Origin of the sequence: Lewinella cohaerens DSM 23179, from assembly GCF_000379805.1 — a bacterium.
GTDB classification, from domain to species: domain Bacteria; phylum Bacteroidota; class Bacteroidia; order Chitinophagales; family Saprospiraceae; genus Lewinella; species Lewinella cohaerens.
Genome location: NZ_KB903542.1, coordinates 86,523 through 112,437, shown reverse-complemented (window position 1 = coordinate 112,437; position 25,915 = coordinate 86,523). Strand labels below are relative to the sequence as shown.

At 44.7% G+C, this 25,915-nt stretch carries 19 protein-coding genes and 1 tRNA gene; 9 read left to right on the top strand and 11 right to left on the bottom strand.

From position 1 onward, the window contains the following. Nucleotides 1–2: 2 nt before the first annotated feature. Nucleotides 3–1,046: a beta/alpha barrel domain-containing protein gene (locus A3EU_RS0111715; RefSeq protein ID WP_020536356.1), complete on the bottom strand. Its 1,044-nt coding sequence runs from the start codon at nt 1,044–1,046 to the stop codon at nt 3–5. A 180-nt stretch (nt 1,047–1,226) separates the two neighbouring features. Here A3EU_RS0111715 and A3EU_RS0111710 point away from each other — a divergent pair, with 180 nt between their 5' ends. The 4 genes from A3EU_RS0111710 to A3EU_RS0111695 all read left to right on the top strand — a co-directional run bounded on the left by A3EU_RS0111710 (nt 1,227) and on the right by A3EU_RS0111695 (nt 7,836). Continuing rightward, nucleotides 1,227–2,369, top strand: coding sequence for a hypothetical protein (locus tag A3EU_RS0111710; RefSeq protein WP_020536355.1), 1,143 nt, complete (start codon nt 1,227–1,229; stop codon nt 2,367–2,369). 166 nt (nt 2,370–2,535) lie between these two features. After that, complete coding sequence (locus A3EU_RS0111705) at nt 2,536–4,341, top strand: thiamine pyrophosphate-binding protein (protein WP_020536354.1); 1,806 nt, start codon at nt 2,536–2,538, stop codon at nt 4,339–4,341. A gap of 44 nt (nt 4,342–4,385) precedes the next feature. Beyond that, nucleotides 4,386–6,194, top strand: coding sequence for a flavin monoamine oxidase family protein (locus tag A3EU_RS0111700; protein WP_020536353.1), 1,809 nt, complete (start codon nt 4,386–4,388; stop codon nt 6,192–6,194). A gap of 136 nt (nt 6,195–6,330) precedes the next feature. Beyond that, nucleotides 6,331–7,836 (top strand): P-loop NTPase fold protein, encoded by a 1,506-nt coding sequence (locus tag A3EU_RS0111695; protein ID WP_020536352.1) that lies wholly within the window; start codon nt 6,331–6,333, stop codon nt 7,834–7,836. A gap of 190 nt (nt 7,837–8,026) precedes the next feature. Here A3EU_RS0111695 and polA read toward each other — a convergent pair whose 3' ends face one another. Continuing rightward, the gene (gene polA, locus A3EU_RS0111690; protein ID WP_020536351.1) at nt 8,027–10,819 is read right to left on the bottom strand and encodes a DNA polymerase I; all 2,793 of its coding nucleotides are present in this window, start codon (nt 10,817–10,819) and stop codon (nt 8,027–8,029) included. A 168-nt stretch (nt 10,820–10,987) separates the two neighbouring features. On the opposite strand from polA, the gene A3EU_RS0111685 reads away from it, so the two are divergent. Next, nucleotides 10,988–11,428 carry a DUF2214 family protein gene (locus A3EU_RS0111685; protein ID WP_020536350.1) on the top strand — a complete coding sequence of 147 codons (441 nt, stop codon included), beginning with the start codon at nt 10,988–10,990 and terminating at the stop codon, nt 11,426–11,428. Between the two features lie 405 nt (nt 11,429–11,833). Here the strand turns inward: A3EU_RS0111685 and A3EU_RS0111680 are convergent, their stop codons facing one another. Continuing rightward, nucleotides 11,834–12,337, bottom strand: coding sequence for a YcxB family protein (locus tag A3EU_RS0111680; protein ID WP_020536349.1), 504 nt, complete (start codon nt 12,335–12,337; stop codon nt 11,834–11,836). A gap of 118 nt (nt 12,338–12,455) precedes the next feature. Here A3EU_RS0111680 and A3EU_RS0111675 point away from each other — a divergent pair, with 118 nt between their 5' ends. Continuing rightward, nucleotides 12,456–13,037: a DUF2911 domain-containing protein gene (locus A3EU_RS0111675; protein WP_020536348.1), complete on the top strand. Its 582-nt coding sequence runs from the start codon at nt 12,456–12,458 to the stop codon at nt 13,035–13,037. 69 nt (nt 13,038–13,106) lie between these two features. On the opposite strand, the gene A3EU_RS0111670 is transcribed toward A3EU_RS0111675, so the two are convergent. Together A3EU_RS0111670 and A3EU_RS0111665 are read right to left on the bottom strand one after the other, a co-directional pair. Beyond that, nucleotides 13,107–14,237: a WG repeat-containing protein gene (locus A3EU_RS0111670; protein WP_020536347.1), complete on the bottom strand. Its 1,131-nt coding sequence runs from the start codon at nt 14,235–14,237 to the stop codon at nt 13,107–13,109. 44 nt (nt 14,238–14,281) lie between these two features. Continuing rightward, entirely contained in the window at nt 14,282–15,106 is an 825-nt protein-coding gene (locus tag A3EU_RS0111665; RefSeq protein WP_020536346.1) for a hypothetical protein, read from the bottom strand. A 111-nt stretch (nt 15,107–15,217) separates the two neighbouring features. On the opposite strand from A3EU_RS0111665, the gene A3EU_RS0111660 reads away from it, so the two are divergent. Both A3EU_RS0111660 and A3EU_RS0111655 read left to right on the top strand, forming a co-directional pair. Beyond that, nucleotides 15,218–15,290 (top strand) — tRNA-Thr (locus tag A3EU_RS0111660). A gap of 374 nt (nt 15,291–15,664) precedes the next feature. After that, nucleotides 15,665–16,495, top strand: coding sequence for a purine-nucleoside phosphorylase (locus A3EU_RS0111655; protein ID WP_020536345.1), 831 nt, complete (start codon nt 15,665–15,667; stop codon nt 16,493–16,495). A gap of 69 nt (nt 16,496–16,564) precedes the next feature. Here the strand turns inward: A3EU_RS0111655 and A3EU_RS0111650 are convergent, their stop codons facing one another. From A3EU_RS0111650 to A3EU_RS0111635, 4 genes are all read right to left on the bottom strand, one after another. Continuing rightward, complete coding sequence (locus A3EU_RS0111650) at nt 16,565–17,431, bottom strand: outer membrane beta-barrel protein (protein ID WP_020536344.1); 867 nt, start codon at nt 17,429–17,431, stop codon at nt 16,565–16,567. 98 nt (nt 17,432–17,529) lie between these two features. Further along, nucleotides 17,530–17,964 (bottom strand): GNAT family N-acetyltransferase, encoded by a 435-nt coding sequence (locus A3EU_RS0111645; protein WP_020536343.1) that lies wholly within the window; start codon nt 17,962–17,964, stop codon nt 17,530–17,532. 32 nt (nt 17,965–17,996) lie between these two features. Continuing rightward, entirely contained in the window at nt 17,997–19,475 is a 1,479-nt protein-coding gene (locus A3EU_RS0111640; protein WP_020536342.1) for a S10 family peptidase, read from the bottom strand. 11 nt (nt 19,476–19,486) lie between these two features. After that, the gene (locus A3EU_RS0111635; protein ID WP_020536341.1) at nt 19,487–21,277 is read right to left on the bottom strand and encodes an aminopeptidase P family protein; all 1,791 of its coding nucleotides are present in this window, start codon (nt 21,275–21,277) and stop codon (nt 19,487–19,489) included. 195 nt (nt 21,278–21,472) lie between these two features. Here A3EU_RS0111635 and rpoN point away from each other — a divergent pair, with 195 nt between their 5' ends. Further along, on the top strand, nt 21,473–22,960 hold the full coding sequence (gene rpoN / locus A3EU_RS0111630; RefSeq protein WP_020536340.1) for an RNA polymerase factor sigma-54: 1,488 nt from the start codon (nt 21,473–21,475) through the stop codon (nt 22,958–22,960). Between the two features lie 9 nt (nt 22,961–22,969). Here rpoN and A3EU_RS0111625 read toward each other — a convergent pair whose 3' ends face one another. Then, nucleotides 22,970–23,338, bottom strand: a complete 369-nt coding sequence (locus A3EU_RS0111625; protein WP_020536339.1) for a YraN family protein — start codon at nt 23,336–23,338, stop codon at nt 22,970–22,972. A 155-nt stretch (nt 23,339–23,493) separates the two neighbouring features. Further along, nucleotides 23,494–25,680 carry a GEVED domain-containing protein gene (locus A3EU_RS0111620; RefSeq protein ID WP_020536338.1) on the bottom strand — a complete coding sequence of 729 codons (2,187 nt, stop codon included), beginning with the start codon at nt 25,678–25,680 and terminating at the stop codon, nt 23,494–23,496. Between the last annotated feature and the right edge of the window lie 235 nt (nt 25,681–25,915).

Here is a 25,915-nt window from a genome sequence, read left to right as displayed (position 1 = left end):
GTCTATTTTAAACGAAGGAAAGTTTTGGCCACCTTCAATCCGCGGGCTTGTGCCTGAACGTAAGTTTGCAGTTGCTCATAATCGTCTTGAGCATGCCGCAGAAAAGCCGAAGCTTGTCCGTATATACTTTTAAACTGAATCTTCTCGGTAAGGTAATAACCATCCAGGAAATTTTGGACACCTCCAGAAATGATGATGTGCTCGCACTGTAGTTGTGAACCCAATTCTTCCTTTAGTTCATTCACCAGTTCCACCATTTCGTCTGCTCCATGGCCTACTTTGGCCAGTGGCTCATAGACGAGATGCTTAGCAGGGTCACTGCGTAGTAATTCCAATTTGGCAAAGTTAGTGCCACCACTTGCAGCAAAATCTATGGCTGCCAAGGGCAATTGCAAAAGCGCCCGCAAGCTCTCTTTACCCATGCCCTGGCCTACTTCTTTCACTATAATTTGTAAGTCTGGAAGTCCACTCAATACCGCTTTGATGGTAACCAAGGGAGCGTGTTGAAAACGGTCGCCTTCTGGTTGCAGCCACTCTTGTAATGGGTTTACATGGATGATAAGCCCGTCGGCATCCAGTTTTTTTATCATGGCACTCACTCTCCACAATTCTTCGTCCGCGATCAATTGCTCTAGTTGGGCAATACCGAGGTTCGCGAAAAGCAACTGGTCTTCGCCGATCAGTTCTCGCACCGCAAAATCACTTAATCGTTCATCACTGTAGAGTAGTGGACGACAAGAGCCCAGGCCCATACCCATACCGAATTCACGGCAGGCACGCGCCAGGTTTTGGTTGATGCGCTGCGCTTTTTCGGTGCCTCCTGTCATACTGGAAACCCACAGTGGGAGTTTCATCGTTTTGCCCAAGAAGGAAAATTCCTCAGCCGTGTCCTCCGCTGGATGAGCTGCAATGATGGGTTCGTAATAAAAGCGAGCATCCAGGGTAGCCGCAGCAACTTGACTTTGAAAAGCCAGCTCAATGTGATCTTTTTTCCGCTCGGCAGCGGTAGGATCATCATCGGGTAATCCTGCCTGTTGGGTATTCATATCCACGCTTGAAAGTATGCTTGACATGCAAAGTTAGTTAACTTGAGCTAATCGTTAGGAATAATGCCAAAACAGCGTGACCGACTAATGGTTCAGCTTGAACCCTAAGATTGATTACCTTTTTGTATGCATTTGGAATACACTATCCCCTTTTATTATTTCTAAAAAATCCAAAAAAAAGTGAATCTCAACTACTTATATAAAGCAACAAAAGAACTTCGGCCAACTCTTTTTGTAAGTGCTAGCGGTATAAGCTACTATCTGAAAGACTCTTTTTCTAATCCAATACTACAGGTTTACAGTCAGGAATATGAGCTTATTAATCAAATCGAACTGTTAGCATTGTTAACTGAGATTCAAGAAACGGCCGTTCGCCCATTGTTTAAAAAGCCCGATGTCCGGCATATATTCACAGCCGACGATAAAAACATTGTCCTCAGTTTAAGGGACAGTATCATTGTCGTTATTGACACAACAGGGAAGCTTCTTAAAAGGCATACTGTTTATGACTTGAAGGAAACGGAAACGGCTAATGGCCACCTGAGATGCAAATTCCAGCCGTTTAGCGACGAACGGCTAGGGGTGATTGTTGAATCTCAATTCAAAGGCAATCTACTGGCAGTAAGTAAGGGCACTAATCCGTCCTTTTTAAGCGACACCTTTTTTGCAACACAGTATTTAAACGATACGATCAAGTACCCTTCAGAAACCTCTATCTCCATTAAAAACTTGCAAAAAACTGGCGAGAAAGAAACGATAGGGCTTGAGCTAATAAAAATTGGTAAGGACTACTTTGCAAATAGGAGTGAAGACAAACTATTCGTACATCACCCTGATCAAACCGAAATTTGGGCTATCCAGGAATTTGCACCCAATGTACTGGCTGTATTAGTGATGACGGATAATAAGAGCAAGTCAAATTATGGCAATAAAAACATGCCCTATTATATCATGTTTATCGACCTCGGCACCGGAGAGGTCATAAAAAAGGTAAGTCCAAATGATAGAAGCATCTATCAAGGCAACATGCGAACAGCTTTTTTCAAAGATGTTCAAGGGAGAATACATCTAAAAACGGCAGCTTCCATCTATAGGATTGAAAATGATATGGAGTTAAAAGAAATTATCTCTTTGGAAGAGCGAAAATTTGCCAAATTCAGAAAGTTTTACATTACCGGACAACACGGGAAAGTTATCCATTTCTCTGATGAAAGTACAGGCGAAATCTTTAATTATGAATTCGATGACTTTACTGGTGAGGCAATCGTTGGAATGATAAAATCTTATAGAAAAGCAGTGAAACAGGCTAAGATCAAGCCGTAATTCGCGGTAGTAACAAGTCTCAAATAGACTCTACCCTTTCAGCTTTTGTTTCAAATAAACGACTCCTTTTTATTATTTTTGACAAAACAACCTGAGGGAGTTCGCAAAAAAACAATCTATACCCTTTTACGTAGATTCTTTATTACCTAATACCTAAACCCACTTTATGCAACTACTGAAAACAGCAACTGCTGATACTGTTGCCAATTACCTTAAAACCCGCTTGGTTCAACTTGGGGTTCAAGATCTCTTTGGCGTAGCGGGCAATTACGCAGCACCTTTTCTCGATACAGTACTGGCCGACCCTGCCCAATACATCCAGCTTTTAGGAACTACTACCGAAATGAATGCAGGCTATGCTGCCGATGCTTATGCTCGCTATCATGGTTATGGTGGCGCTTTCGTGACTTATGGCGTTGGGTCTTTCAGTATCCTTAATGCTACCGCGGGATCTTTCGTAGAGAAAGTGCCTGTACTCGTTATTAATGGTGCGCCTACTAATAAGGAAGACAACATTGAGAAAAATGCGGGCTTACTTTTCTCCCATTCTACGGGTAACAAGTTTGCGGATATTGAAATGTTTCGCAAGGTTACCATCGCGGCCGAGCGTATCACCAATGCCAATCTCGCTCCTTTTCAAATCGACAAAGTGATAACGGCCATGATCGCTTACCAGCAGCCGGGGTATATCGAAGTAGCCGAAGATGTGTGGCGATCACCCTGCCCTCCACCGAAAGGTCGCCTGAAGGTCAACCCTGCTTTGACCACCTCTGTCTCGGAAGTAAAGGCTGCTGTAGATGCTGCGATGGAAGTGATTTCCTGCTTTCCGAAAGTGGTCGCCTGGGCGGGAATTGAACTGCGGCAGCAAAAACTCACAGCGGAATTCGAACAGCTGTTAGAACAACTGAATAAGCTTGTGCCTAAGGACGAAGCGGCTATCCAGTTTGTGACCTCCTTCATGAGCAAATCCGTCATGGCAGAGGATCATCCGCGCTTTGATAGCTGCCGAGTTATCGAAAAGAACTTGACCAGTGAAGTTATACCTGATTATTGCCTTTTGGGGATCGGCGGTTGGACGGTAGATGCCAATGTGGCTAGTCAAAATATTCGAGATGAGCGGCTAATTCTGGCTTGTAATGGCGGTGTTTTAGTAGGCGCAGAATTTTTTCCAACGGTTGCTTTACCAGACTTTATTGACGAGCTCACTCAGCGTTTACGTCATCAAAATGGCCTTTCCTTAAAAGGTGCCGTACTAAAGCCGTTGCCAGTACCCAACCTCGGTAAAGCACTTACTTTCGATACCTTCTTTCATGCCTTGCAACAAGGCTGGAAGCCGGAATACATCTTGCTCTCTGGCGTAGGATTCACCCTTAGTATTGCTTCTTATCTCAGGGGCGTGGCCCAAAACGGCTACCTCACCGATGGGGTATGGCTTTCTATTGGTTACCCGGTCGGAGCCGCTACCGGTGTCGCGCAGGCTTGCAAGCGAGCAGCCGCCACGAAGGGACAGGATAAGCGCACCTTTGTCGTTATCGGCGACGGTGCCTTTCAAGAGGTTTGCCAGGCGGTTTCTGATCATAATTATCATCAGCAAAACAACGTCATCTTCGTTCTTTCCAATACCATTTATGGCATCGAGCAGTTTCTGGTCAATCCCAATCCTTTCCGGGAAAAGCCTACTGATTACGAGCCACCTAACCAAATACTCAACACGGTTTACAGCTACAATGATCTCCACCAATGGGATTATGTAAAACTGGCAGAGTCTTTCGGTAGTATCGGCATTAAGGTAAGTACCCTTGAAGAGATGGAACACGCTATGTGCATGATCGAAGATCATCTCGATCGTAATTTTCTTATCGAAATAGTAGTACCCAAGACCGATATTCCTGCCGACCTGCTGGCTGTAACGCCCTACGTAGGAGAAGACGAAACGGCAAATGCAAATTGGCCACCAGCCAGTAAGTTTTAGTACCATAACTTCACCAACCATATTCATAAAATAAAACCAAATTCATGCGAAAATTTAAAGATGTCAAAGGCCAAGAAGCTTACGATGTTGCCATTATCGGAGCTGGCATAGCCGGTCTTTATTCTGCTTTCCGCCTAATTGAGAAAGACCCCAAGTTGAAGATCGCCATTTTCGAGCGCCTCAACCGTACCGGCGGCCGTCTCGATTCAGATATTATTAGACTGACCAACGATGGCGAACTAGCACCGAAAGGCGACCAGCACGGCGTCAATACCATCAAGGAAGAGCAAGGTGGAATGCGCTTCAATGACAGCATGGAGGAGTTGATGAACCTGATTCATGAACTGGATTTAGAAGACCAGGTTGTGCCTTTTCCCATGAAAAGCGAAGTCGTCGTTAAAGAAGGCGAACCGGCAGTAAATACCAATAGGTTTTATTTTCGTGGCCACGGATTTTCCGTCGCCGACGCCGTTGCCAGCGATAATACCATCTGGGGAACCTTGTATGATATCGACCAGGTAGAAGAAGGGCTCGACCCCAACCAGATTATTGCCAATGCCTTTAACCGCATACTGAAGGCCAACAATTGGTCGATGGGCGAAGAGCTCTCTGCCGACCAATGGACAGAGATACGCGAGAAGGTAGAATGGAAAGGCAAAACCCTCAATAAATGGCACATCTGGGGGCTGTTTCGTGATATGGGCTACTCCGAGGAATGTGTACGGATGCTCGCGGACACCACTGGGTTTCCCGATACCTTTAAGGCATTTACCAATGCAGGGGGCGCTTTTCAATTGCTGGCAGATTTTCCTAAAAACCCGGTCTTCAATACCTTTATTAATGGTTTCAGTACCCTTCCCGATGCTATTGTTGAGCGCCTGAAAGGCAAGGTCGACATCTACCTTAGTACTAACCTCAATAGTATGCACAATGCTAAAGGTGGGTTTGAGTTACGCCTGGCTGCTGCTGAGAGAGGCAAAAATGCCACACCATTTAGTAAGGACACAAAATCGGTACACGCAGAACAGGTTATACTGGCTACAGCAGTAAAAGGAATTCAAGATATTTTCTATAAATCCCCGGCCTTGTTCCGACACAAAGAGGCCCCAAAACTTTGGAGCGCTATCAACGAGGTAGAGGGTGCAGAGTTGATGAAAATCAACTTGTACTTCAAAGAAGCCTGGTGGCTCAATGGTATGACCGGGCGGCCTGAAATACAGTTTGGCGGCAATTTCACCACCCTGCCACTCAATGCCATCTATCCGTTCTATGCGCTGGAAAGCATCTCCTTTGATGGTGACAACGCCAAGCTAAAGCATAGTCATTACGATCGACCGGCTGCTTTGACGCTGTACACCGACTTTAGCAAGAGCCAGTTTTGGGAAGGCTTGCAAAATATCGAACCGATGTTTGATTCAGACCTGCAACGACACTTCAGCGAGGCCAAGGTGCAGGATCTTTTCCCCGCTTCGCAGGCGGTCGTCGACGAAATGATCAAGCAGCTCTGCCTGCTCTTTGGAGTCACCAATTTACCGCAGCCCATCCTCACCAGTTACCGATCGTGGAACGGGAAAGATGATTTTGAGTACGCTTACCACCAGTGGAGACTCAATGCCGAAGATAGCGTTACGCGCCATTATCTGGCCAAGCCCTACAAAGACAAAGGTATCTACCTCTGTAATGAGGCCATCTCCGACATGCAAGCCTGGGTCAACGGATCGCTGCGCTCAGCCGATATGGCTCTGGCACACTTCGACATCGAAGCGATGCCCAAACGGGCTACAGAACGCGGCGGCCTCGATGAGGTAAGACCACCGCTCAAAAAGCTTGGATTTGGCGGCGTTTGGGGTTAGGGATTAGGTGAGGTTTAATTATAAGTACGCCATAATCAGCGAGCTGCATTGTATTAAACCTCACTGTATTAAGTACAAGGTAGTTGGTACTTGGTGTTGCATGAAACCAAGTTGGCTGACATGATAATAGAGAAATATGAATATTATAGAAAAATTATTCGATCAACCATTTGAAGAATTTAATTCTCATATTAACTGGGAATCGAACGAAAAAATCATGTTTTCTGGAATTTATGGATTAGGAAAAACTAGTTTTTTAGGGTGGTTTTTTTCTAAGTCTAAGGTCAATTCGGAATGGGTTTCTGTACATCTTTTTCCAGTAAACTATTCTGTTCTTTCGAATGAAGATATAGCAGAATATATTAGGTATGATATACTATGCGAGCTATTAATGAAGCCAGAGGTTTCTTTTCAAAAAGAGGTAGTTAGCAGTATTGATGCTGTCTATGGAGCCTTGCAATATCACATTGAACGACTTACAATAAAGCTGATCCAATATATGCCCAAAGTTGGAAAAACGATTAATGTAATGTCTAAAGAGTTATCAGAAATTTCAAAATCATACGAGATTGCAAAGAAGCGCACTGAAGTAAATGAATTAGATGATATAAAGGTTTTAATCAGTAAAGTTCAAGAACAAAGCAGTAGTATTTATGAGGTTAATAACTTGTCAAGTATTATTACATCTACTCTTGAGCGAGTTAAGAAGAAGACTAATAAGAAAACAGTTTTGATAATTGATGACTTAGATCGGCTTGATCCACATCATGTATTTAGGTTATTAAACGTGTTTTCAGCCCAGACTGATAACAAAAATCTTCAGCAACGTAATTTTGGATTTGATAAAGTTGTTTTCGTATGTGATTTTAATAATATCAAAAATATATTTCATAGTAGGTATGGGGTAGAGGTTGATTTCAATGGTTATATTGATAAATTTTATAGCACTAATGTGTTTTACTATAAAAATGATAAAAAAACCATTGATGGAGTTATAAATAATGTAGTTTATTCGATAAATATAAAATTTGAAAAAAAAGAAGTAGAATCAATTTATAGTAAAGAGATTAATACGATAAAACCAGGATTAATATTCTTTTTTAAAGAATTGTATAAAATTAATGAAATTAATTTAAGAGCTCTGTTAAAGTACTATGATAAAGATATTTACATTACGGAACGTATTATTGAATTTAATAACAGTAAAAAGATAAAACCTGAAAATTATTTAATTCCCGTTGTTGTTTTACTCGAAATATTAGTAAAGCATTTTGGAAATACATGGAAAGTGGAAGAGGTGTTTGATAAATTGTTGTTATCAAATGTCACGTACTGTGAAAATGCTCAATACTTACTTAATGATATTTTACTTTTATTAGCAAATCAATCGCATGAGTTTGGTCATAAATCTAGTCAAAATGATAAGTATGGATATAAATTTAATGATAAGAATAGGGCCGAGTTTATTTTTTCAACTAAAATATTAAATGGTATTTCGTTTCCTCAGGTTCGTTCTGCTAGTCTCTTGTTAAATAATTCCAGCAATGTATCAGGTAAATATATAGATAAATTGGGGCTACCTATACTACTAGATGGATGGAAGAAATCAATCAAGTTATTAAGAGAAAAGAATTATTTTTAGAAAATGATTTACGTCAGCCAACTTTGCTACTACGTCTATGCTCCCTTCGGTCGCACGGCGCATAGCCAAAATGTCAGCACCTACTGCGTCGGCCCTAGCCGCGCTACCCGCGAGCGTTAGCGAGTACCGCCGCCCCTTCCGACCCATCGGAAGGAGCACAACCGTGAGTTCCGAGGTATCGGAACGAACACTAATGCGCTTCCAACCAATTTTCACCAGTGCCAATCTCTACAAGGATCGGAACTTTCAAATCCGGCAGCGCATTTCTCATGTTTTCTTCAATGACGGGCTTGATACGTTCCAGCTCATCACGGCGCACATCAAATACGAGTTCATCGTGTACCTGGAGGATCATCTTTGATTCAAACCCTTGCGCCTTCAAGGCGGCTTGTACATTCAGCATTGCCAGCTTGATCATGTCGGCTGCTGTACCTTGGATGGGCGTGTTGATAGCCATCCGCTCCGCGTTGCTCCGCGCGAGAGAGCTCTTGCTGTTGATGTCTCGCAGTTGGCGACGACGCCCCAATAGCGTGTTGACAAAACCATGCTCACGGGCAAATTTTACCGTATCCTCCATGTAGCGCTTCAGGCCAGGGTAGCGATCAAAGTAGGTGGCGATCAACTCCTTGGCTTCGCCACGGCTGATGCCCAACTGCTGGCTCAGGTTCTGCGACCCTGCACCGTAGATGATCGCAAAATTGACCGTTTTGGCTTTTCCGCGCTGGTCGCGATCTACCTCGTCGTAAGGAGTGTCGAAAACGCGCGCGGCAGTGGCCCTGTGAATGTCGCGCCCGGTCTGGAAGGCATCCAGCATGGCTTCGTCGCCACTGATTTCGGCAATCAGTCGCAATTCAATCTGACTATAATCCGCCGCTACCAAAATATGGTCAGCATCACGCGGGACGAATGCTTTGCGGACTTTGCGGCCCTCCTCCGTACGGATAGGAATATTCTGTAGATTGGGATCTTTCGAACTCAAGCGCCCCGTCGCGGCTACCGTTTGGTTAAATGAGCTGTGAATACGGCCCGTTTTCGAGTTGATCAACTTGGGCAGTGCATCCAGGTAAGTAGAGCGCAGTTTTGTCAATCCACGGTGCCGCAAAATTTTTGCTGCAATCGGATAGTTTTCTGCAATTTCACTCATCTTCTCCTCATCGGTAGAGTGCTGCCCAGATTTGGTTTTCTTCCAGCGGTAGGGGATTTTCATGTGCTCAAAAAGCACTTGGCCTACCTGTTTCGGCGACGCCAGATTGAACGGCACGCCAGCTTCTTCCTTTACTTCTTCTTCCAAGGCCACAATTTCACTCACCAACTCCTGAGAATAAGCTCCCAGAAAGTCAGCATCTACTTTTATGCCTTCAAACTCTATTTCGGCCAAGGTCCGTACCAATGGCCCTTCGATCTTATGGTAAAGCTCTTCGATCTTGGCTTCTTCGGCCAGCTGAGGAGCCAGTTCTTGGTGAAGTTGTAGCGTAATGTCCGCATCTTCACAAGCATAGTCCACCACCTGTTCCACAGGCACGCTACGCATGGTTTTCTGGTTTTTCCCTTTCTTGCCAATCAGCTCTGTAATCGAAACCGTTTTGTACTGTAGTATGGTTTCCGCCAGGTAATCCATGTTGTGGCGACGTTCCGGCTCCAGCAGGTAGTGCATCACCATGGTATCCAGCAGCGCTCCTTTTACTTCCACTTTGTACCAGCGAAGAACGAGCATATCGTACTTGAGGTTCTGCCCAATTTTGGCGATGTTTTCTGCTTCAAACAAAGGCCGAAAACGTTCTACAATTTCCTGCGCCGCAGCTTGGTCTTCTGGCACAGGTACATACCACGCAGTACCTACCTCTATGGCAAAAGACATGCCTACTAGTTCGGCCTCATTGGCGTTTACACTGGTTGTTTCTGTGTCAAAACATACCGTATCTGCTTTGAGCAGCTTCGCGAGCAGCTCTTCTTGTCCCTTTACGGTATCTACCAGATGGTAACTGTGCTCTGTGCTTGAGATGTTATTGGTGGCGATGTCATGCTGCGACAGGCCGGTATCGGCACTGACAGTAGCTACGGTATCAAAGAGGCTACCTTGTTGCCCCGCCGCCATTGGTTTTTCTACTTCTTGCCCCAGAATGCTGTTTGCAAGACCTCTAAATTCCAATTCTTTGAAAATCTCCGACAACCACTCCCGGTCAAAGGGCTCAATGATGTAGTTGTCTGCATTGAAACTGATCGGCACATCCAGTTTAATACGGGCAAGTTCTTTACTCAGAATAGCCAGTTCGCGATTGTCTTCTACCTTTTCTTTTTGCTTTCCTTTTAGCTGGTCGGTATTTTCGAGCAAGTTTTCTAGTGAGCCATAAACTTTCAATAGCTTGGCTGCCGTTTTGGGGCCTATCCCCGGAATTCCCGGAATATTATCTACCGAATCGCCCTGCATCCCCAGCATGTCTATCACCTGGTCCACATTTTCGATGTCCCATTTCTCGCAAATTTCCGGTACGCCCAAAATATCAACGCCGTTACCTTGCCGCGAGGGTTTGTACATGAAGATATTTTCAGACACCAACTGCCCGTAATCCTTGTCGGGGGTCACCATATACACCTCGTATCCTTCCTTTTCTGCCTGCTTGGCCAGGGTACCGATCACATCATCTGCTTCGTAATTATCAACAACGATAATCGGAATTTTGAAGGCCTGCAATATCTGATGAATATAAGGAAACGAAGCACGAATATCATCGGGCTGCTCTTCCCGGTTGGCCTTGTAGCTTTCCATCATTTCGTGGCGGAACGTTGGCCCCGAAGGGTCAAAAGCTACCGCCAAGTGTGTCGGCTTCTGGTTCTTCATCAAATCCCACAGCGTACGGGTAAAGCCGGTAATAGCCGAGGTGTTAAAACCCTTGGAGTTGATCAGTGGCCGGTTGATAAAGGCAAAGTGCGCGCGGTAAACCAAGGCGTGACCATCAAGAAGAAACAGACGTTTATCAGACATGTGTAAGCTTAAATTAATGCGAGGTTACCCTACGCGGTACAGGGTACAAGGTACGTGGTACTTGGTAGGACGTCAAATTTTGAGCTATGAAAATCACTTCAGGGGCAGGATAACACTCCGGCATTGAACCAGTCATAAGTTTTAGGGTTAGAGCAGGAAAGAAAATCCATGTCCTTAGAAATATTGGTTCGTTACCTGCACTTCATTGGCATCTTCACCTGGGTAAGTGCCTTGGTCTTGCAGTGGGTATTGTTGAAGCCCCTCCTTAGTCGCCAGCAAATCCAACAACTTGCCAAAATCGATATGGTTTATGGTCTCAGCGCTATGCTCGTGGTGGGTATGGGGCTCACGCTCTGGTTTGGTTTGGGTAAGCCTACGGCGTATTATTCCGAAAATCCGATTTTTCACGCCAAGGTAGGCCTAGCCGTCATCGTGGGGCTGTTATCCATCTATCCTACCGTCTTTTTTGCCCGCCATCGTAAGGGCGACGATCCCACCAGCGAGGTTGTCCTACCTGCCCGTATCCGACAAGTAGTCACACTAGAGTTGGTGATAATGTTGGTGATCCCTTTTCTGGCTACGCTCATGGCTGCGGGAGTGGGGAGGTAATTCAGGGAGGTCCAAATCCTTTACTAAATAGCTTGAATTCAGCCTTTCAGGTAATAGATATAGTCTGCCTTGGAGGACTATAAAAGCAAAACGCATGTTGCAGCCACCCGCCCTGCGGTTGGGTCGGGTCGTCCGCCACTCACTGTTCGTTCGGCCCCCGCTTGTGGCGGGGTCTCCCTTCCCTGCGGTCGGGCTGGCTCCCACCCCTGGCTGAGGAGTACCTGGAAGTAGAGGTAACCACCTCCCCGTTGTAGCTTTTGATGGGGCGAATAAGTAGGGGGACTCACGTTGTCCTTGCGCCAATCGTACCAGTGCGATCTACGGTTGGAAGTATGTGCTTTATCTGCAAAAAAAGCGACCCCGTTCGTATAAATACATTCATGCAGTTACACTGCCATATGGGCATTACAAAAATGGAATCTCCTTGCGTAGCAACAATTCACGAAAGGCTTCTTCCTCACCAGGACTAAAGGCTGATTTAGGAATCGTCATCGCCTGGTTTGTACCAATGTAAAGAAAGTAAGACTGTTCAGAGGCACCGTAATGCAGAAGACCTTGGTAGGAGAATGTTGATTCTGAATTGGCGGTCTTTATGAGGATTTCCTCTTCGTCGAAAATCATTTCTCGGGAGGTGCCAAGCTTACTTTGTTTGTCCGCGCGTTGAATTTGTTTTTTCAGGCTGGCAGGGATCAACCAAAGCCATATGACGAGTATCATACCGATGGGCATCAATATCTTTAATGCTTCTTCTCCACCTCCATCTTTTACAAAAGTGATGATGAGTTGCACCAATAATACCACCACGATTGCAGCAAAAATGAGCTTCAATAGGCGCTTGGATTTCCAATAGTGGTTTGCGAAATCGTAAGCTAGTTCTGGTGTATGCTCGTACTTGAGGTGGATCTTCATGATCGGTATGCTTTTAAAAAAAAGAAAACTTGGATACAAATCCTTAACCACTTTCCTGCTTTATGCGTTCTCTTAGAAATAGTTAAAAACTCCTACCGTCACAAAACTAAGTTAACTTATGAAGAATTTTGCACCCTTGCTGTTAATTATGCTGATGGGAATCGCTCCAAGCCTTACGGCGCAGGAATTTCCTGATGCAGACAAAAGTTCAATGGATATGTCTTACTATCCTCAGCGAGCGGCTTTCCGCAATTTTGCTAAAACCCCAGAAGAGAAGCTAGCGGGTGAGCCCATCATGCGTGTCATCTATTCTCGCCCACAAAAGAAGGATCGTATCGTATTTGGTGAACTCATCAAGTATGGCGAAATGTGGCGTATTGGTGCCAACGAGTCTACCGAAATCACTTTCATGCGTGATGTTATGATTGGCGATCAGCCTGTTCGTGCAGGGCGCTATACCGTCTACGCGATGGTCAACGAAAAAGAATGGACGGTCTACTTTAGCCTCGATCTTGATGGCTGGGGACAGTACGTGTTCAAGCCTGAAGAAAGTAGTGTGGCGGAAATTACCGTTCCTACAACAGTCGTAAGAAATACCATTGAAACACTGGGAATCATCTTCGAAGAAGCAGAAGATGGTGCGCACATGGTGATTGGCTGGGACAACACGGTTGTTCGTGTGCCTATCAAGTTTCAGTAATACTAAAGTAGTCAACAGGGATGTCAATGCTTATTGAAGTCCCTGTTGATCTACTCCTTTTTTTGGGCATCAATCTACATCTTGTCTTCTAAATCCTAGAAACTTACCCTTTCTATTTACAGCTCCAACTCTATTGCCATTGTCATAAATGACTTTTGCTATTCCGTTCTCATCAAAGCCATAGATGCTGAAGAAAATGGGGTCAATGATAAAGTTTCCGTCTCTTCCAACCACACCATTCTTTCCATTTACGGAAACTCGGATCGTTTCACTATCAAATATATTTATATTGTCATATAAAGGCTGGATAATGACTTTGCCTGTCGTGTCAATCACTCCAAACTTGTCATTTATAACGATGACAGCAATGTCCTTTACCCCATCAGTCTTTCCCCAATGTTCGTCAAACTCTTTGGCGTCTGAAAAGGGGCCTGGGATTTTTGTTTCTCCTTTTTGGTTGATGAAAAAATAATCTTCACCAATTGCTACAGGTGTCAGGTTATTGGTAAAATAAAGACCTGTGTCATCATATTTAAAATCGATTACAATATTCCCTTTGTTATCAATGAAGCCCCATTTGCCATCCTGCTTTACCGAGGCAAGCCCTCCTTCCCAGAATCCTCCAGTGTCTTCAAATTTAGGTTGAATTACGAAACTTCCTTGTCTGTTAATGAAACCCCAGCGTCCGTTAACTTTTACGGCTGCTAGATTATTCGTTTCATCAAAGCTCTGAATACGATCAAAAGGCCCTGTAATGACTTCTACCCCTTTTTTATCGATGTAACTCCATTTTTGACGACTTTTAACTGGTGCTAAACCTGATTCGTCAAATTGGTACGCATAATCGTATTTAGGCGGTATTACCTCGTTCTCCTGAAGGTCAATAAAACCCCATTTGAAATTCCTTTTGACGATTGCCAATTCGCAACTATTATCAAAGCGTATTCGCGCTTGGTATTTAGGTTGAATTACAAAATCTCCTTGAGCGTTAATTGCACCAAACTTATCATTTACTTCAACAACATAAAGGCCGCATTTTGAATCGAAAGAGACATCGTCAAATTGCGGTTTGATTTTCACATTCCCCAGACTATCCATCAACCCATACTTTAACGCTTCATTGTTAAATGGATAGAAAGGTTGACCATGACTGATTGACAAAAAGAGCACACAGAATAGTACAGAAAACGCACCTCTCATTTTTATTGGTTTTAATCTTGCGTATATGTGCCCGTTATCAATTTTTAATCAGCGCTTATCTCCGCAGTAGGAGATGTTATTTCTAGTTTAGCAATTTTACTCATTACGATTGCTCCTGTTACTGATACCAGGATTGTACCACATAATACACCTATTAGTGGTATCAACATCAACAAATACAACACAAAACCCAGTGCTAGCGATACGCCTATGTAGGATTTGCTAAAGGCCATGCTTTCTTTGATAGTCATGCCGAATTGTTCATTGTAATTGTCAAGAATCACCAAGCCGAAGAAATAGCATTGAGTCAAAAATAAGATGGGGCTTTCTAGCCAGTCCAGGAAGCCAAAGATTCCAAAAAATACGCTTACCAAAGCAGAAACAATTACCTCCATGATCCAGGCTCGGATGGCTACCTTGATCATTCGCACCTGTGCGGTAAAAAAAGCTTGGAAATCGGTACGGATAGGATGCCCTTGGATTTCTTCTAATGCACGTTGCATAAAGTGGAAAACCACTACTTCAGAAAGCACAAGGATGACGTATTTCAATAAGCCAGAAGTGAAAGATTCATAACCTTCAGTAACGACGTTGCTGATCATTGTGCCCATGGCAGCAAAAGCATTGATGTCGGTGTCTCCGACAAAGAGACGACCAACCCAACTGCCAACTTCCGTCAAAAAGGACAGTCCTACAATTATAGCCACAATCACAAGGGCTTTGAATACCCAACTATAGCGATTGATACCTTGCCAAAGTTCTCGCTCTCGAATCAGCTCTATGGCTGCACGAAGGCTTCCTAGCGTAATAAACAGCTGACTAATAATCGTTCGATAGGTCAAAGTCGGTTGGGTTTCGTTTGCCTTCAAATTTAAGTGATTTGCAGAGGGTACCCAAAAAATAATGGCCTAGTTAGTAATTTTTTCGACAGCGTGAGTTGTTTTTTCTATGAAAAAAGATTTTATTTGCGGCGCTTTAATGCCATCCTAGCTCAGCTGGTAGAGCAACGCATTCGTAATGCGTAGGTCGTCGGTTCAAGTCCGATGGATGGCTCCGTCAAAAAGACTTGTTACTTAGCGGTAGCAAGTCTTTTTTTGTGGGGTGAATCTTTCCCATCGGTCGCAGAAGTTTATCCCGCTCTCACTCAGTTAGCCGTGTTTCTACCAGGTCGTAATGAGTAGCTACGGGGATGAATCCTGCGGGTGAAAAACGGTAAAGTAGTTGTTTATTCTACCGGAATGAATATGTTTTTTGCTGACTCATAGACTTGCCAATTGGGCGTGTTGGTGTCTGAAGACAAGCTTTGGTCTGGCATTTACAAAAAGATAAGGTTAAATTAATGCCTTGAAAGGCAGCTGCATCCTCTACTATTTTTTTACTTTGGGTTAAGATAAAAGTTGTCATAGAACCAATAATTCAAAACAAACATGCCCTCACCTCATTTATACGATACCATTCAGGATGCGGTCAATTACCTCAAAAGCCAAAGTGACCTTAGTCCGCGTTTCGGACTCATTTTGGGCACAGGTCTTAGCGGTTTGGCTGACGAAATAACGGACGCGACCGAAATTGCCTACGGAGATATTCCTCACTTTCCTGTTTCAACCGTGCAGAGCCATCGTGGTAAACTTATTTTTGGTAAACTGGCCGGTATTCCCATTGTGGCGATGGCCGGTAGGTTTCACTACTACGAGGGCTACAGCATGGAGCAAGTCACTTTCCCTGTAAGGGTCATGAAATTTTTGGGAATCGAAAGGTTAATCATTTCTAATGCTTCCGGCAGCGTCAATCCTGCTATTGAGGCTGGGGATATTGTCTTTGTTCGCGACCATATTAACTTCATGGCTGACAACCCACTTAGGGGGCATAACGATGAACGCTTGGGCCCTCGCTTCCCGGATATGTTGGGTACTTATGACCGTCAGTTAAATACCCAAGCACTACAGATGGCCAGGAAAATGGGTATTCCTGCCCATGAAGGAATTTACTTAGGGCTACAAGGCCCTAACCTGGAAACACCTGCCGAGTATCAGTTTTTTCACCGGATTGGCGCCGACCTCGTAGGCATGTCCACCGTGCCAGAGGTGTTGGTGGCCAAACACATGGAGCTTCCCATTTTTGTGGTTTCGGTCGTTTCAAATAAATGCTACCCGCTCGAAGATATTAAGGAGACGAGTGTAGAGGATGTCATCGCGAAAGTTGGAGAAACTTCGCCTCGCTTGCAAGCGCTGGTTAAAGAACTGATTGTTAAGTGGTAGGTGATACAAATGCAACGAGGCTACCTCTTCAAAAGAGATAGCCTCGTTGTGTAAAGACACTTAGTTATATTAGAACCTAAACCCTACAGATGCCTGTATGGAGATATTCTTGTCCACGTCGTCCCGCGTTTGATAGCGGTTGCCGAGATCTAGACTTACCGGAGAAATATCCTGCCCTTCGTTGGTGATGTCTGTCAGGCCATAATTGGCACGAACACCAACATAAAGGCCCTTGTTCAGGAAAAAGGCCACACCAGCATTCAGACCAAAATCAACAGACTTGAACTTATTATCATCACTATCTGCTGCTGCTTCGTAGTAAGCATCGGTAGAGCCTGGTAAAAAGGCTTGTAGGGTATTCAAGGTAATCGTTGTAGACCCTTGAATAGCATCTACTCCTTTTTCATCACTGAAATAGCCGTAATCAACGCCTGTTGTGAATTCAGCTACAGGGCTACCTGCCTGGGTGGCGCCGGAAAAGGTGATTCCCCCGCTGCCGCTGCTGCCAATTAAAAAACCAGCATTAACACCTGCTTCAAATTCGAGGCGACCAATCTTGTAGTAGAGCAACACCGGAATGTCAATGTAAGAATTGGAAATGCTGATATCACTGCGCCGGTTACCTGTTGCGAAAATAGGCGTGCCAGTATTAGTAGTGTAAAACGTGAAATACGATGGCCCGTCATAAGTGTATTGAGTTCCTTTCTGGCTATACATCAATTCCCCTTTAATCCCGAACAGATCGGTAAATGAATACACAAAGGAAGCACCAATATGGAAGCCGGTATTGGTCTCGAAGACCTCATCATCCGTTTCTGCGGGGCCATCAATATTATTAAAATTCAGACCAGCCTTGAAGCCGCCTGAAAACTCTCCCTGAGCAAATGTTACACTAGTAAAAAGCAGGATAGCTAAACCAAGGAAAATTGATCTCATAACAATGGTATTTGGTTTGCTGACTATTTAGTATAGCCAGTTCAACTGAGTTTTTTTTAAAACGAGGCGTAAGATACATCACTTGCGGCTATTCGTAACTAGAGAACCTTCTGTAAGAGGATACGGTTGGTAGACGCATCTCCTTTTTCTTTAAATCCGATAATATTAAACCCACGCTTTAATGCAAATAAGAGCATATTCTTGTGTTGATTTCTGGTTTTGAAGGTCACACTTTTATAACCTTGCTCTATAGCCCATTTTTCTTGCCTTTCGGCCAAACGACGAGCAATATTTCGACGCCGATAGCTGGGTAAGACGCCTCCCATCCAAGAATAAAAAGAGCCATTACGCTCATAACCGACTTTGAAGCCTACAGGACGAGTGCCATCAAAAGCTACGAGGATAAGATGTGGAACATCTTTTAAGCGCTTTTTGTATTCTTCTTTGCCTGGAGGGCCAATAAATTCGGGAATACACTTGGATATTGCTACTGCGGTAGCAACATCTGATGCTTTAATAATAGGATTAGCCATGGTGTTTGTGTAGTTATACTCAAAGGTAGAGTTTATTGAGCTAAACAACGTGTAAGAAAAGTACGGATATCTGCTGCCAGCTGTTTTAATTCATCATGTTGGGTGTACATCATGTGGCCCCCTTCATAATATTGCATTTCAACACGGTCTGGAAGGATGCCATGCCGCTGAAAAGTATACTCTGCATCGAAAAAGGGAGTCACCAAATCGTAATAGCCATTGGCTACCATAACTTGTAGTCTCTGATTAGCCCGCATTGCCCAACTCAACTGCGGAGCAACATTTACGTAAGCAGGTTCCCATGATTGTTTGGCAGAGACGGGGCGCCAGTTCCATTTAGGATAAATACTCCGGTTGGATGTAAGGTAGGGCAGGTCCATCTCGATCGCCAGGTTGTTTGCAAAATGGGTGTGTAGTGCAGCAGTATAAGCACTGCTGATAGCCGCACTTGCTGCGTCGCTGTGGGTTGGCGTAGCGGCAGTTTGATCGTACTCTTCAAGCGTGTATCTACTGTCAAGACCGCCAATAGTGAGTCCTTGGTTGCGAAGAAGTTCCTTTCTGAAGCGGGTAGCAGTTACCCGTAGATCGGAACGAAGAATATAGGCCTTGTCTAGCCCGGTAAAATAAGCCAAGCGCTGTGCGATATGATTTTTGCTTTCCTCTGAGAGGGTGTTGCCTCGTAACAGCGCTGGTGCATATTCGTCGTAAGTAAAACTGCGGGCCTCTTCCACAAAATCATTTAGGGTAAGGTCTTTGCCTGCTTTGTCATGGTACCAGGCAGTGGCCGCCATGGTCGGAAGGTAGGTTAGGAAGGCAATCAAATTGTCAGCTTCTGGCGTCGATCCCGTATAATCAAGGGCTTGAGATATGAGTACTAATCCATTCAGTGCCATATCTTGTCCTCCTTGGTGGAGCGCTCTAACTACGCCTGCTGCTCGCGTGGTGCCAAAGCTTTCGCCAGCAATAAATTTAGGTGCATTCCAACGTTTGTTTTGTGTTATCCACATCCGGATAAACGTAGCGATAGATGCTGCGTCTTCGTTCAGACCCCAGTAGTTGCTTTCTTTACCTTTGTTCACTACACGGCTGTAACCAGTACCCACGGGGTCGATAAAGACAAGGTCTACCAAGTCAAGTAAGCTATAGGGATTTTCAACTATCGCAAAAGGAGCTGCGCCGTCATCTTCATTTGCTGCGCTGGCTACGCTGGCCAGTTGTGGCCCGAATAAACCCATGTGTAGCCACACTGAAGCAGAACCGGGGCCGCCATTAAACACGAACATTACAGGTCGGTTTTCTGCTTGGTCAACATCTTTACGTAGATAACTCACCGACCAAATGACGGCCTCAGGGCGCCCCTCTGCATCGGGCATGAAAGTTTCTGTCCCAATGGCGGTGTAGCGCCCAAAATTATCTTGGTGCTCGGTAACAAACTGCTTGGGGCCTTCTGACTGGGCTTGCATAAGAATGCTCACCGTAGTGAGAAGGAATACAAGTAAAAATCGATGCATGAGTGAGTAAGTTATACTGGTTGACAATGCTGGCGTAGCCAAACCCTTTCTTCATCCTCTTTTAAGAGGGGCAATATACCTGCCATCACTTGCTGGTGGTAATCATTGAGCCATTGGCGCTCCTCTTCCGAAAGCATATCTAATTGAAGTAAGCGACGGTCAATGGGAAAGAGTGTTAAGGTCTCAAATCGAAGGAAGTCTCCATAATCCGTAGAGCGATCCTCTACGCACAAGATGAGGTTTTCAATGCGAATACCGTAGTGGTCTGTGCGGTAGAATCCAGGTTCGTTACTGGTCACCATACCGGGTTGTAAAGCGGTCCGGCCGCGACTGGTTACCGCGCTGGTTGCAAATCCCTGCGGCCCCTCATGGACATTGAGGAAAAAACCAACGCCATGCCCGGTACCATGTCCAAAATTGAGCCCTTCTTGCCAAAGAAACTGGCGAGCCAAAGTATCTAATTGTGCGCCTCCAGTACCCTTGGGGAAACGAGCCTTACTCAGAGCGATCATGCCTTTGAGGACGAGCGTAAAGTGCTGCCGTTGCTCCATCGTTGTATTGCCTAAGGATACGGTGCGAGTAATGTCTGTCGTACCATCGAGGTATTGCCCGCCGCTATCGAGTAGCAAAATGCCAGAAGCATCTAAGGTGGCGCAGTTTTCTGGTTCAGCATGGTAGTGAATAATCGCACCGTTACCATTGTATCCAACAATGGCTGGGAAACTTTCTCCCTTGTAAAGGTTCTGCTGGCCCCGGAAGGCAGCCAGGCGTTCACTGATCTCTACCTCGGTGACCGTCGTGGTTTTTAAAGTATCTTCCAACCATCGAAACAAACGCAATAAAGCGACACCATCTTTGCACATCACGTTGCGAAAGTGCTTGATCTCTGTTTCGTTTTTGATGGTTTTCATCATGACCACCGGGCTTCCCACTTCCTTGAGGTCTTTGCCCGCCAGTAACTCGTAAAAACGATAACTTAACGTAGCCGGATCTACTGCCAATTGCTGGGAAGCAGGGAAGTTTTGCAGCGCAAGTTCCACTTGGGAATAATCTTCCACTTTTACACCATCCTGAGTTAATTCGGCACTTAGTTTTGGGTCAATCCGATCTTTTCCTACAAACCAATTGACTTGTTCTTTGGTCACCAAAAGGTAACTCAGGCAAACCGGGTTGAAGTCAACATCTGCGGCCCGAATATTAAGAGTCCATGCAATTTCATCGAGGGCAACCAAAAGTACCGCATCTACTCCTGTTTTTTTTAGCCATTTCCGAATATTTGTAAGCTTGTCTGCCCGACTTTGCCCCGCATAAGCGATATCGAAAGCAAAAACATCACTACGTGGGATAGCTGGGCGGTCTTCCCAGAAATTGGTGGTTAAGTCATATTTGGCATTGAGCTTAACCCCTTTAGGGCTCAGCTTTCGCTCTAATAAACGAGCCTGACTGAGGGATACTACCCGTCCGTCAAAACCGAGTTGCTGACCCGCAGCGAGATTGTCTGCTAGCCAACTCACGTGTTCAGGAGCATGGGGTACTTGCTGGCGTTCCAGGCTAATGCCACTACCGGCCAGCTGTTCTTCTCCCTGAAGAAAATAACGGGAATCTGTCCATAGCCCAGCATCCTCATTTGTAACGATCAAGGTGCCTGCTGACCCCGTAAACCCTGACAACCAGGTGCGTGTCTGCCAGCGTGGTGCGACATATTCACTTTGGTGTGGATCGCTACTTGGCACCAAGTAGGCGGTAATGTTATGCTGAGCCATTGCGGCCCGCAAATGCTCGATGCGAGAAGGAATATTCATTGCGTAGTTATGCTTAAGTGTCGGCCTTAAAAGTAGGGAACTTTTGGCAGAAGGAGTGTAAATTAAGTGTAGATATGGGGATTGGTCTAAAGCCTCAACAAAAATCGTTCCATTTTGTAAACAAAATTTGCGCACAGACGTAAACAAATGTAAATTACGCTTTCCTTAATAACCATACCCAAGTAGAAAAACGTCATGCTCAAGCAGACGATAAGTCAGAAAATGCTCCAAAAGCTGTCGCCACAGCAGATTCAGTTGATGAAGCTGCTGCAGGTGCCAACCATTAATTTGGAGCAGCGCATCAAGGAAGAATTGGAGGCTAACCCGGCTTTGGAAGAAGGTTTGGAAAGGGAGGATCGTTTGGTGGAAGAACAAGAAAACAGAGACGAAGCCACCGATGATAATTTTGAACTCGACGAATACCTCCAGGATTATATTGATGATGACCCCTCTTCCTATAAATTGTCCTCCAATAATTATAACCCAGATGAGGAAGACAAGACGATACCCATTGCGGTACATCAAAGTTTTCACGATCACCTGGAGGAACAGCTAGGCTTATTGCGCCTCAATAACGAGCAGGAAGAAACGATTGCTTTGCAAATTATTGGTAGTATTGATGAGGATGGCTACTTGAGAAGGAGCCCTGTTGCGATTCTAGACGATCTGATGTTCTCTCAGAATATCTTTACCGATGAGGCTACCGTGAAAAGTATGCTGCAAAAAATCCAACGTTTTGAGCCTCCCGGTATAGGTGCGCAAGATTTACAAGAATGTCTGTTGTTACAGCTAGACCTTAAACTCGAAGACGATTTCGATCTCGATGATGAAGACTTGGTTAATCTGAAACGAGCCAAGCTGATTATCCGGAAATATTTTGATGCTTTTACCAAAAAGCATTATGAAAAACTGCAAAAGCAGCTGGATATTAGCCAGGATCAACTTAGGGATGCTATTGGTGAAATTCTAAAACTGAACCCCAAGCCCGCTAGTGGTTACAGTACCGCCAATCAGCGTTCAGCTCAATATGTTACGCCAGATTTTTTCATCTACACCCGCGACGGAGAGCTAGAGTTGGAGCTCAATAGCCGTAATGCACCGGACCTCCGTGTGAGTGACCAGTACCGGGATATGTTGCGCTCTTATCGCAATAATCGGCGAAAAGGCACGAGCAACCGAGAACAAAAAGAAGCCGTTGTTTTTATCAAGCAAAAGATTGATTCTGCAAAATGGTTCATCGATGCTATCGTACAGCGCCAGCAAACGATGTACAATACGATGTACACGATACTGCAGTACCAATATGATTTTTTCTTGACAGGCGATAAGAAGCGCCTCCGGCCAATGATTCTGAAAGATATTGCGGAGATCACAGGCCTCGATATTTCTACCATTTCGCGTGTTGCCAATAGTAAATTTGTACAAACGGAATTCGGAACTTTCCGTCTCAAGGAATTCTTCTCTGAAAGCCTGAGTACTACCGATGGCGAAGATGTGTCGACTACCGAAGTGAAGAATGTCCTCAAGGATGTTATCGATGAAGAAAACAAAATCAAGCCACTCAGTGATCAGAAGCTAATGGATATACTCCGCGAAAAAGGTTATGATATCGCTCGCCGTACCGTGGCTAAATACCGCGAACAGCTAGGGGTTCCTGTCGCTAGATTAAGAAAGGAATTATAGCATCTCACGCTAGTGTAAGCCTGGAAAAAAGGCATCCTCAAAATGTTCCAATTCGGGGGGCTCGCCCTTTCCCATTACAATACTGACAACATCAAACCGTAGCGCCCATTCGTGGCCGGTTTCTTGCATATAGGCGGTGGCTGCACTGGCCATGAGTCGCTTTTTGCGCTTAGTGACAAATACTTCGGGGGCACCAAAATAGTCGCTGCTACGCGTTTTTACTTCTACAAAAATAAGGGTGTCTTCCAAACGAGCGATCAAATCAATTTCTATTCGATTGACGCGCCAATTTCGTTCCACGATAGTGTAGCCGTTGGCTTGCAGGAAGTTAGCGGCGAGGGTTTCTCCTAGTTTACCTAATTCGTTGTGGAAGGCCATGAGTATGCAATTTTATAGACAATAACCTAACTTCTTTAGAAGAGGGCTCCCCTGTAAATAAGTTAGGTGCTTGTGCCCAGGAAAAGCCGTAGCACAAACACCTAACAAAATAAAGAAAATCTATCTTAAACTAATGCGAGCATGAAGTGCCTAAATTAGTCTTGCTTGATAAACTTCAATGTTTTTAATATAAATTCATCCTCTACGGTCAGGAAATACATGCCTGCCGGTAAGGAAGACATGTCAATGGCCGTATTTATGTTGAAGTTTTCAATAACCCGTTCGGTTGCTCCGGTAACGGTCAGTACCCGGATGCGATAGCTTTCTTCCGCAGAAAGTTCTCCTTTTAGCCAAAGTAGGTTTTGAGTTGGGGTAGGGTATAAAGAGATATTCTCCAAACCATTTGTGAGGTCGACAGTATTCGTTGTGCCTAAAATACTGATACAGTAATCTTCCGTTTCGCCAAACGCACCTGTATTATCACAAGGCGTATTAGGAGCACCGGAACCATAGACGATTCTCATCCTTGTTAGGCCTATTGATGCATTACTAGGCACTGTGATGGTTATTGTAATCTCTGCTGTTGTCAGGCTTTCATTTACAACCATTTCGGTACCTTCAAAGATGCCATTGGCATTGAAATCGATCCATACATTCCAGCTAAGGGCCTCTTCGTCAACTACACCAGGCACTAACCTAAGATCAAAGGTTTCTCCACGGAATACCTCTTCTGCATTGGGGCTGACAAAGTCTCCGTATCCATCGTCATTGCCTGTATTGTAGACTTCATTATTGATCTGGATTTGGTCAATGAAACCAGATGCTCCAGCAAAATCCTCTGATGGCGGACAGTATTCTATATCCGTACAAGCGCCACAGTTTCTGGTAAAGAACATAATTCTTGGGCCGAAAGAAGATCCTGAATTCTGGCAGGTCGATTTTACTTGACATTCATACACGGTACATTCTTCCAGGTTGTTCAAAAACAGAGAATTCCCGCTGGCTGTTGTTGTTTCCCAAGTGGAGGTGCCTTCTGGTCGCCATCTAACTTGGTACTCATCTATTCCCACCACATTAGGCCATTGGATTTCTGCAGCAGCAGCAAAAGTCTCGAAAGTAACCATAGGGTTGATACAGCATTCTGTTTCAAAAGTGACAGGCTCAGTACTGGCATTTAAGTCACCACAACTGCTTACTACCACAAATTCATACTGTTCACAAGCCTCCAGGTCGGTTATTTCAAATAGCGGTTCAGGGTTAAGGGCTATATTCCAAACAGGATCACCAACTTTTCTCCATTTCAGGGTATCTGCTCCGCCTGTGTTTTCTGTCCAAAATAACTCGGCAGAGTTGGTTTCCACGCTCACAACATTCAGACCACCGGGAGGGAGACATTCTAAGTAGTTCAAATCGAATTTCCACATGGTTTGGTCACTGTTGATGAAATAGGAGATGCCACCAAATAAATAAAGGATGTCGTCAATGATAAACGAAGAAGGAGCCCATCGGCTACGGTTTGGCAACTCAGGAAGGTAACTCCATTCGTCTTCCTCAGCGTCGTACATCATAAAGGTTTCATTATCCGGGATGTGGTCATGAAACCTATCATCGCCAGCAACAATAATTCCTTTGTTGTTGTAGCTCAATTGTGTACCTGCTACTCTTCCCGCAGGCAGGTTGTCGATAAACATCCATTGGTTGGAGCTGGGACTAAACCGCAACCAGTTGTTTACGTGACCACCTCCTACGTAGACATCATCTTCAATAGAGAAAAAGAAAGGATGGTGCCTTGGCCCACCGGGCATGTTGGGCTTTTGAGTCCACACTTGGGTAGGGATATCGTATTCCCACCAGTCGCGAAGGTCGCCATTGTTGGTAGAGCCAGACCCCATGAATATTTTGTCATTGTGGGCAATGAAGGCTGGGTGAGATCGCCCTTCGCATGGGCAGGAGGGGAGCTGCGTAAAAGAGGTGTCAACGGGGTCGAAAACCCATAAGTCGTTTAATGCTCCAGCTGTTCCAAAACCGAACCCGTAGTAATATTTGTCATCCCAATCATCACCAATAGCAATACGTCGCGGTGTTCCAGGAAAGTCGCCCAATTGATTCCAGGAGTCGGTTTCTGGGGTATATCCCCAAAGCTCGTTAGATACCTCGGAACTAAGAATTCCCTCTAATACAAAAGCTTTGCCGTCGTAGCTAAATCCATTAGAATGGTGTCTGTAGAACGGAGGTGCGCTTAACTCTTCCCAGTTTTGAGCAGATAAGCTGTTAGGTAAAACGGTGAGTGCGATAAAATACGCTACTCCTCTAAAGAACAACAAGTAAGTAGAATGCTTCATTAAATGATTTTTTATGGACAAACTGTTCGCTCCTTTCTGGCCTGTCAGGCACTAAGTACTTGGCAAACACAGTAATTAGCTCTTGGTTCATATCAAAAATAGGTGGAAGAGGTAGCATCAGTAATTACACTGTCGTCTAAGTGAAGAGAGAGAGTTTTTGGTCTTTTATTTTAGTAATAGTACTGACATTTATTGTTGAAATGAGCCCATTTAGCGGCGGCTACATAAGCATACA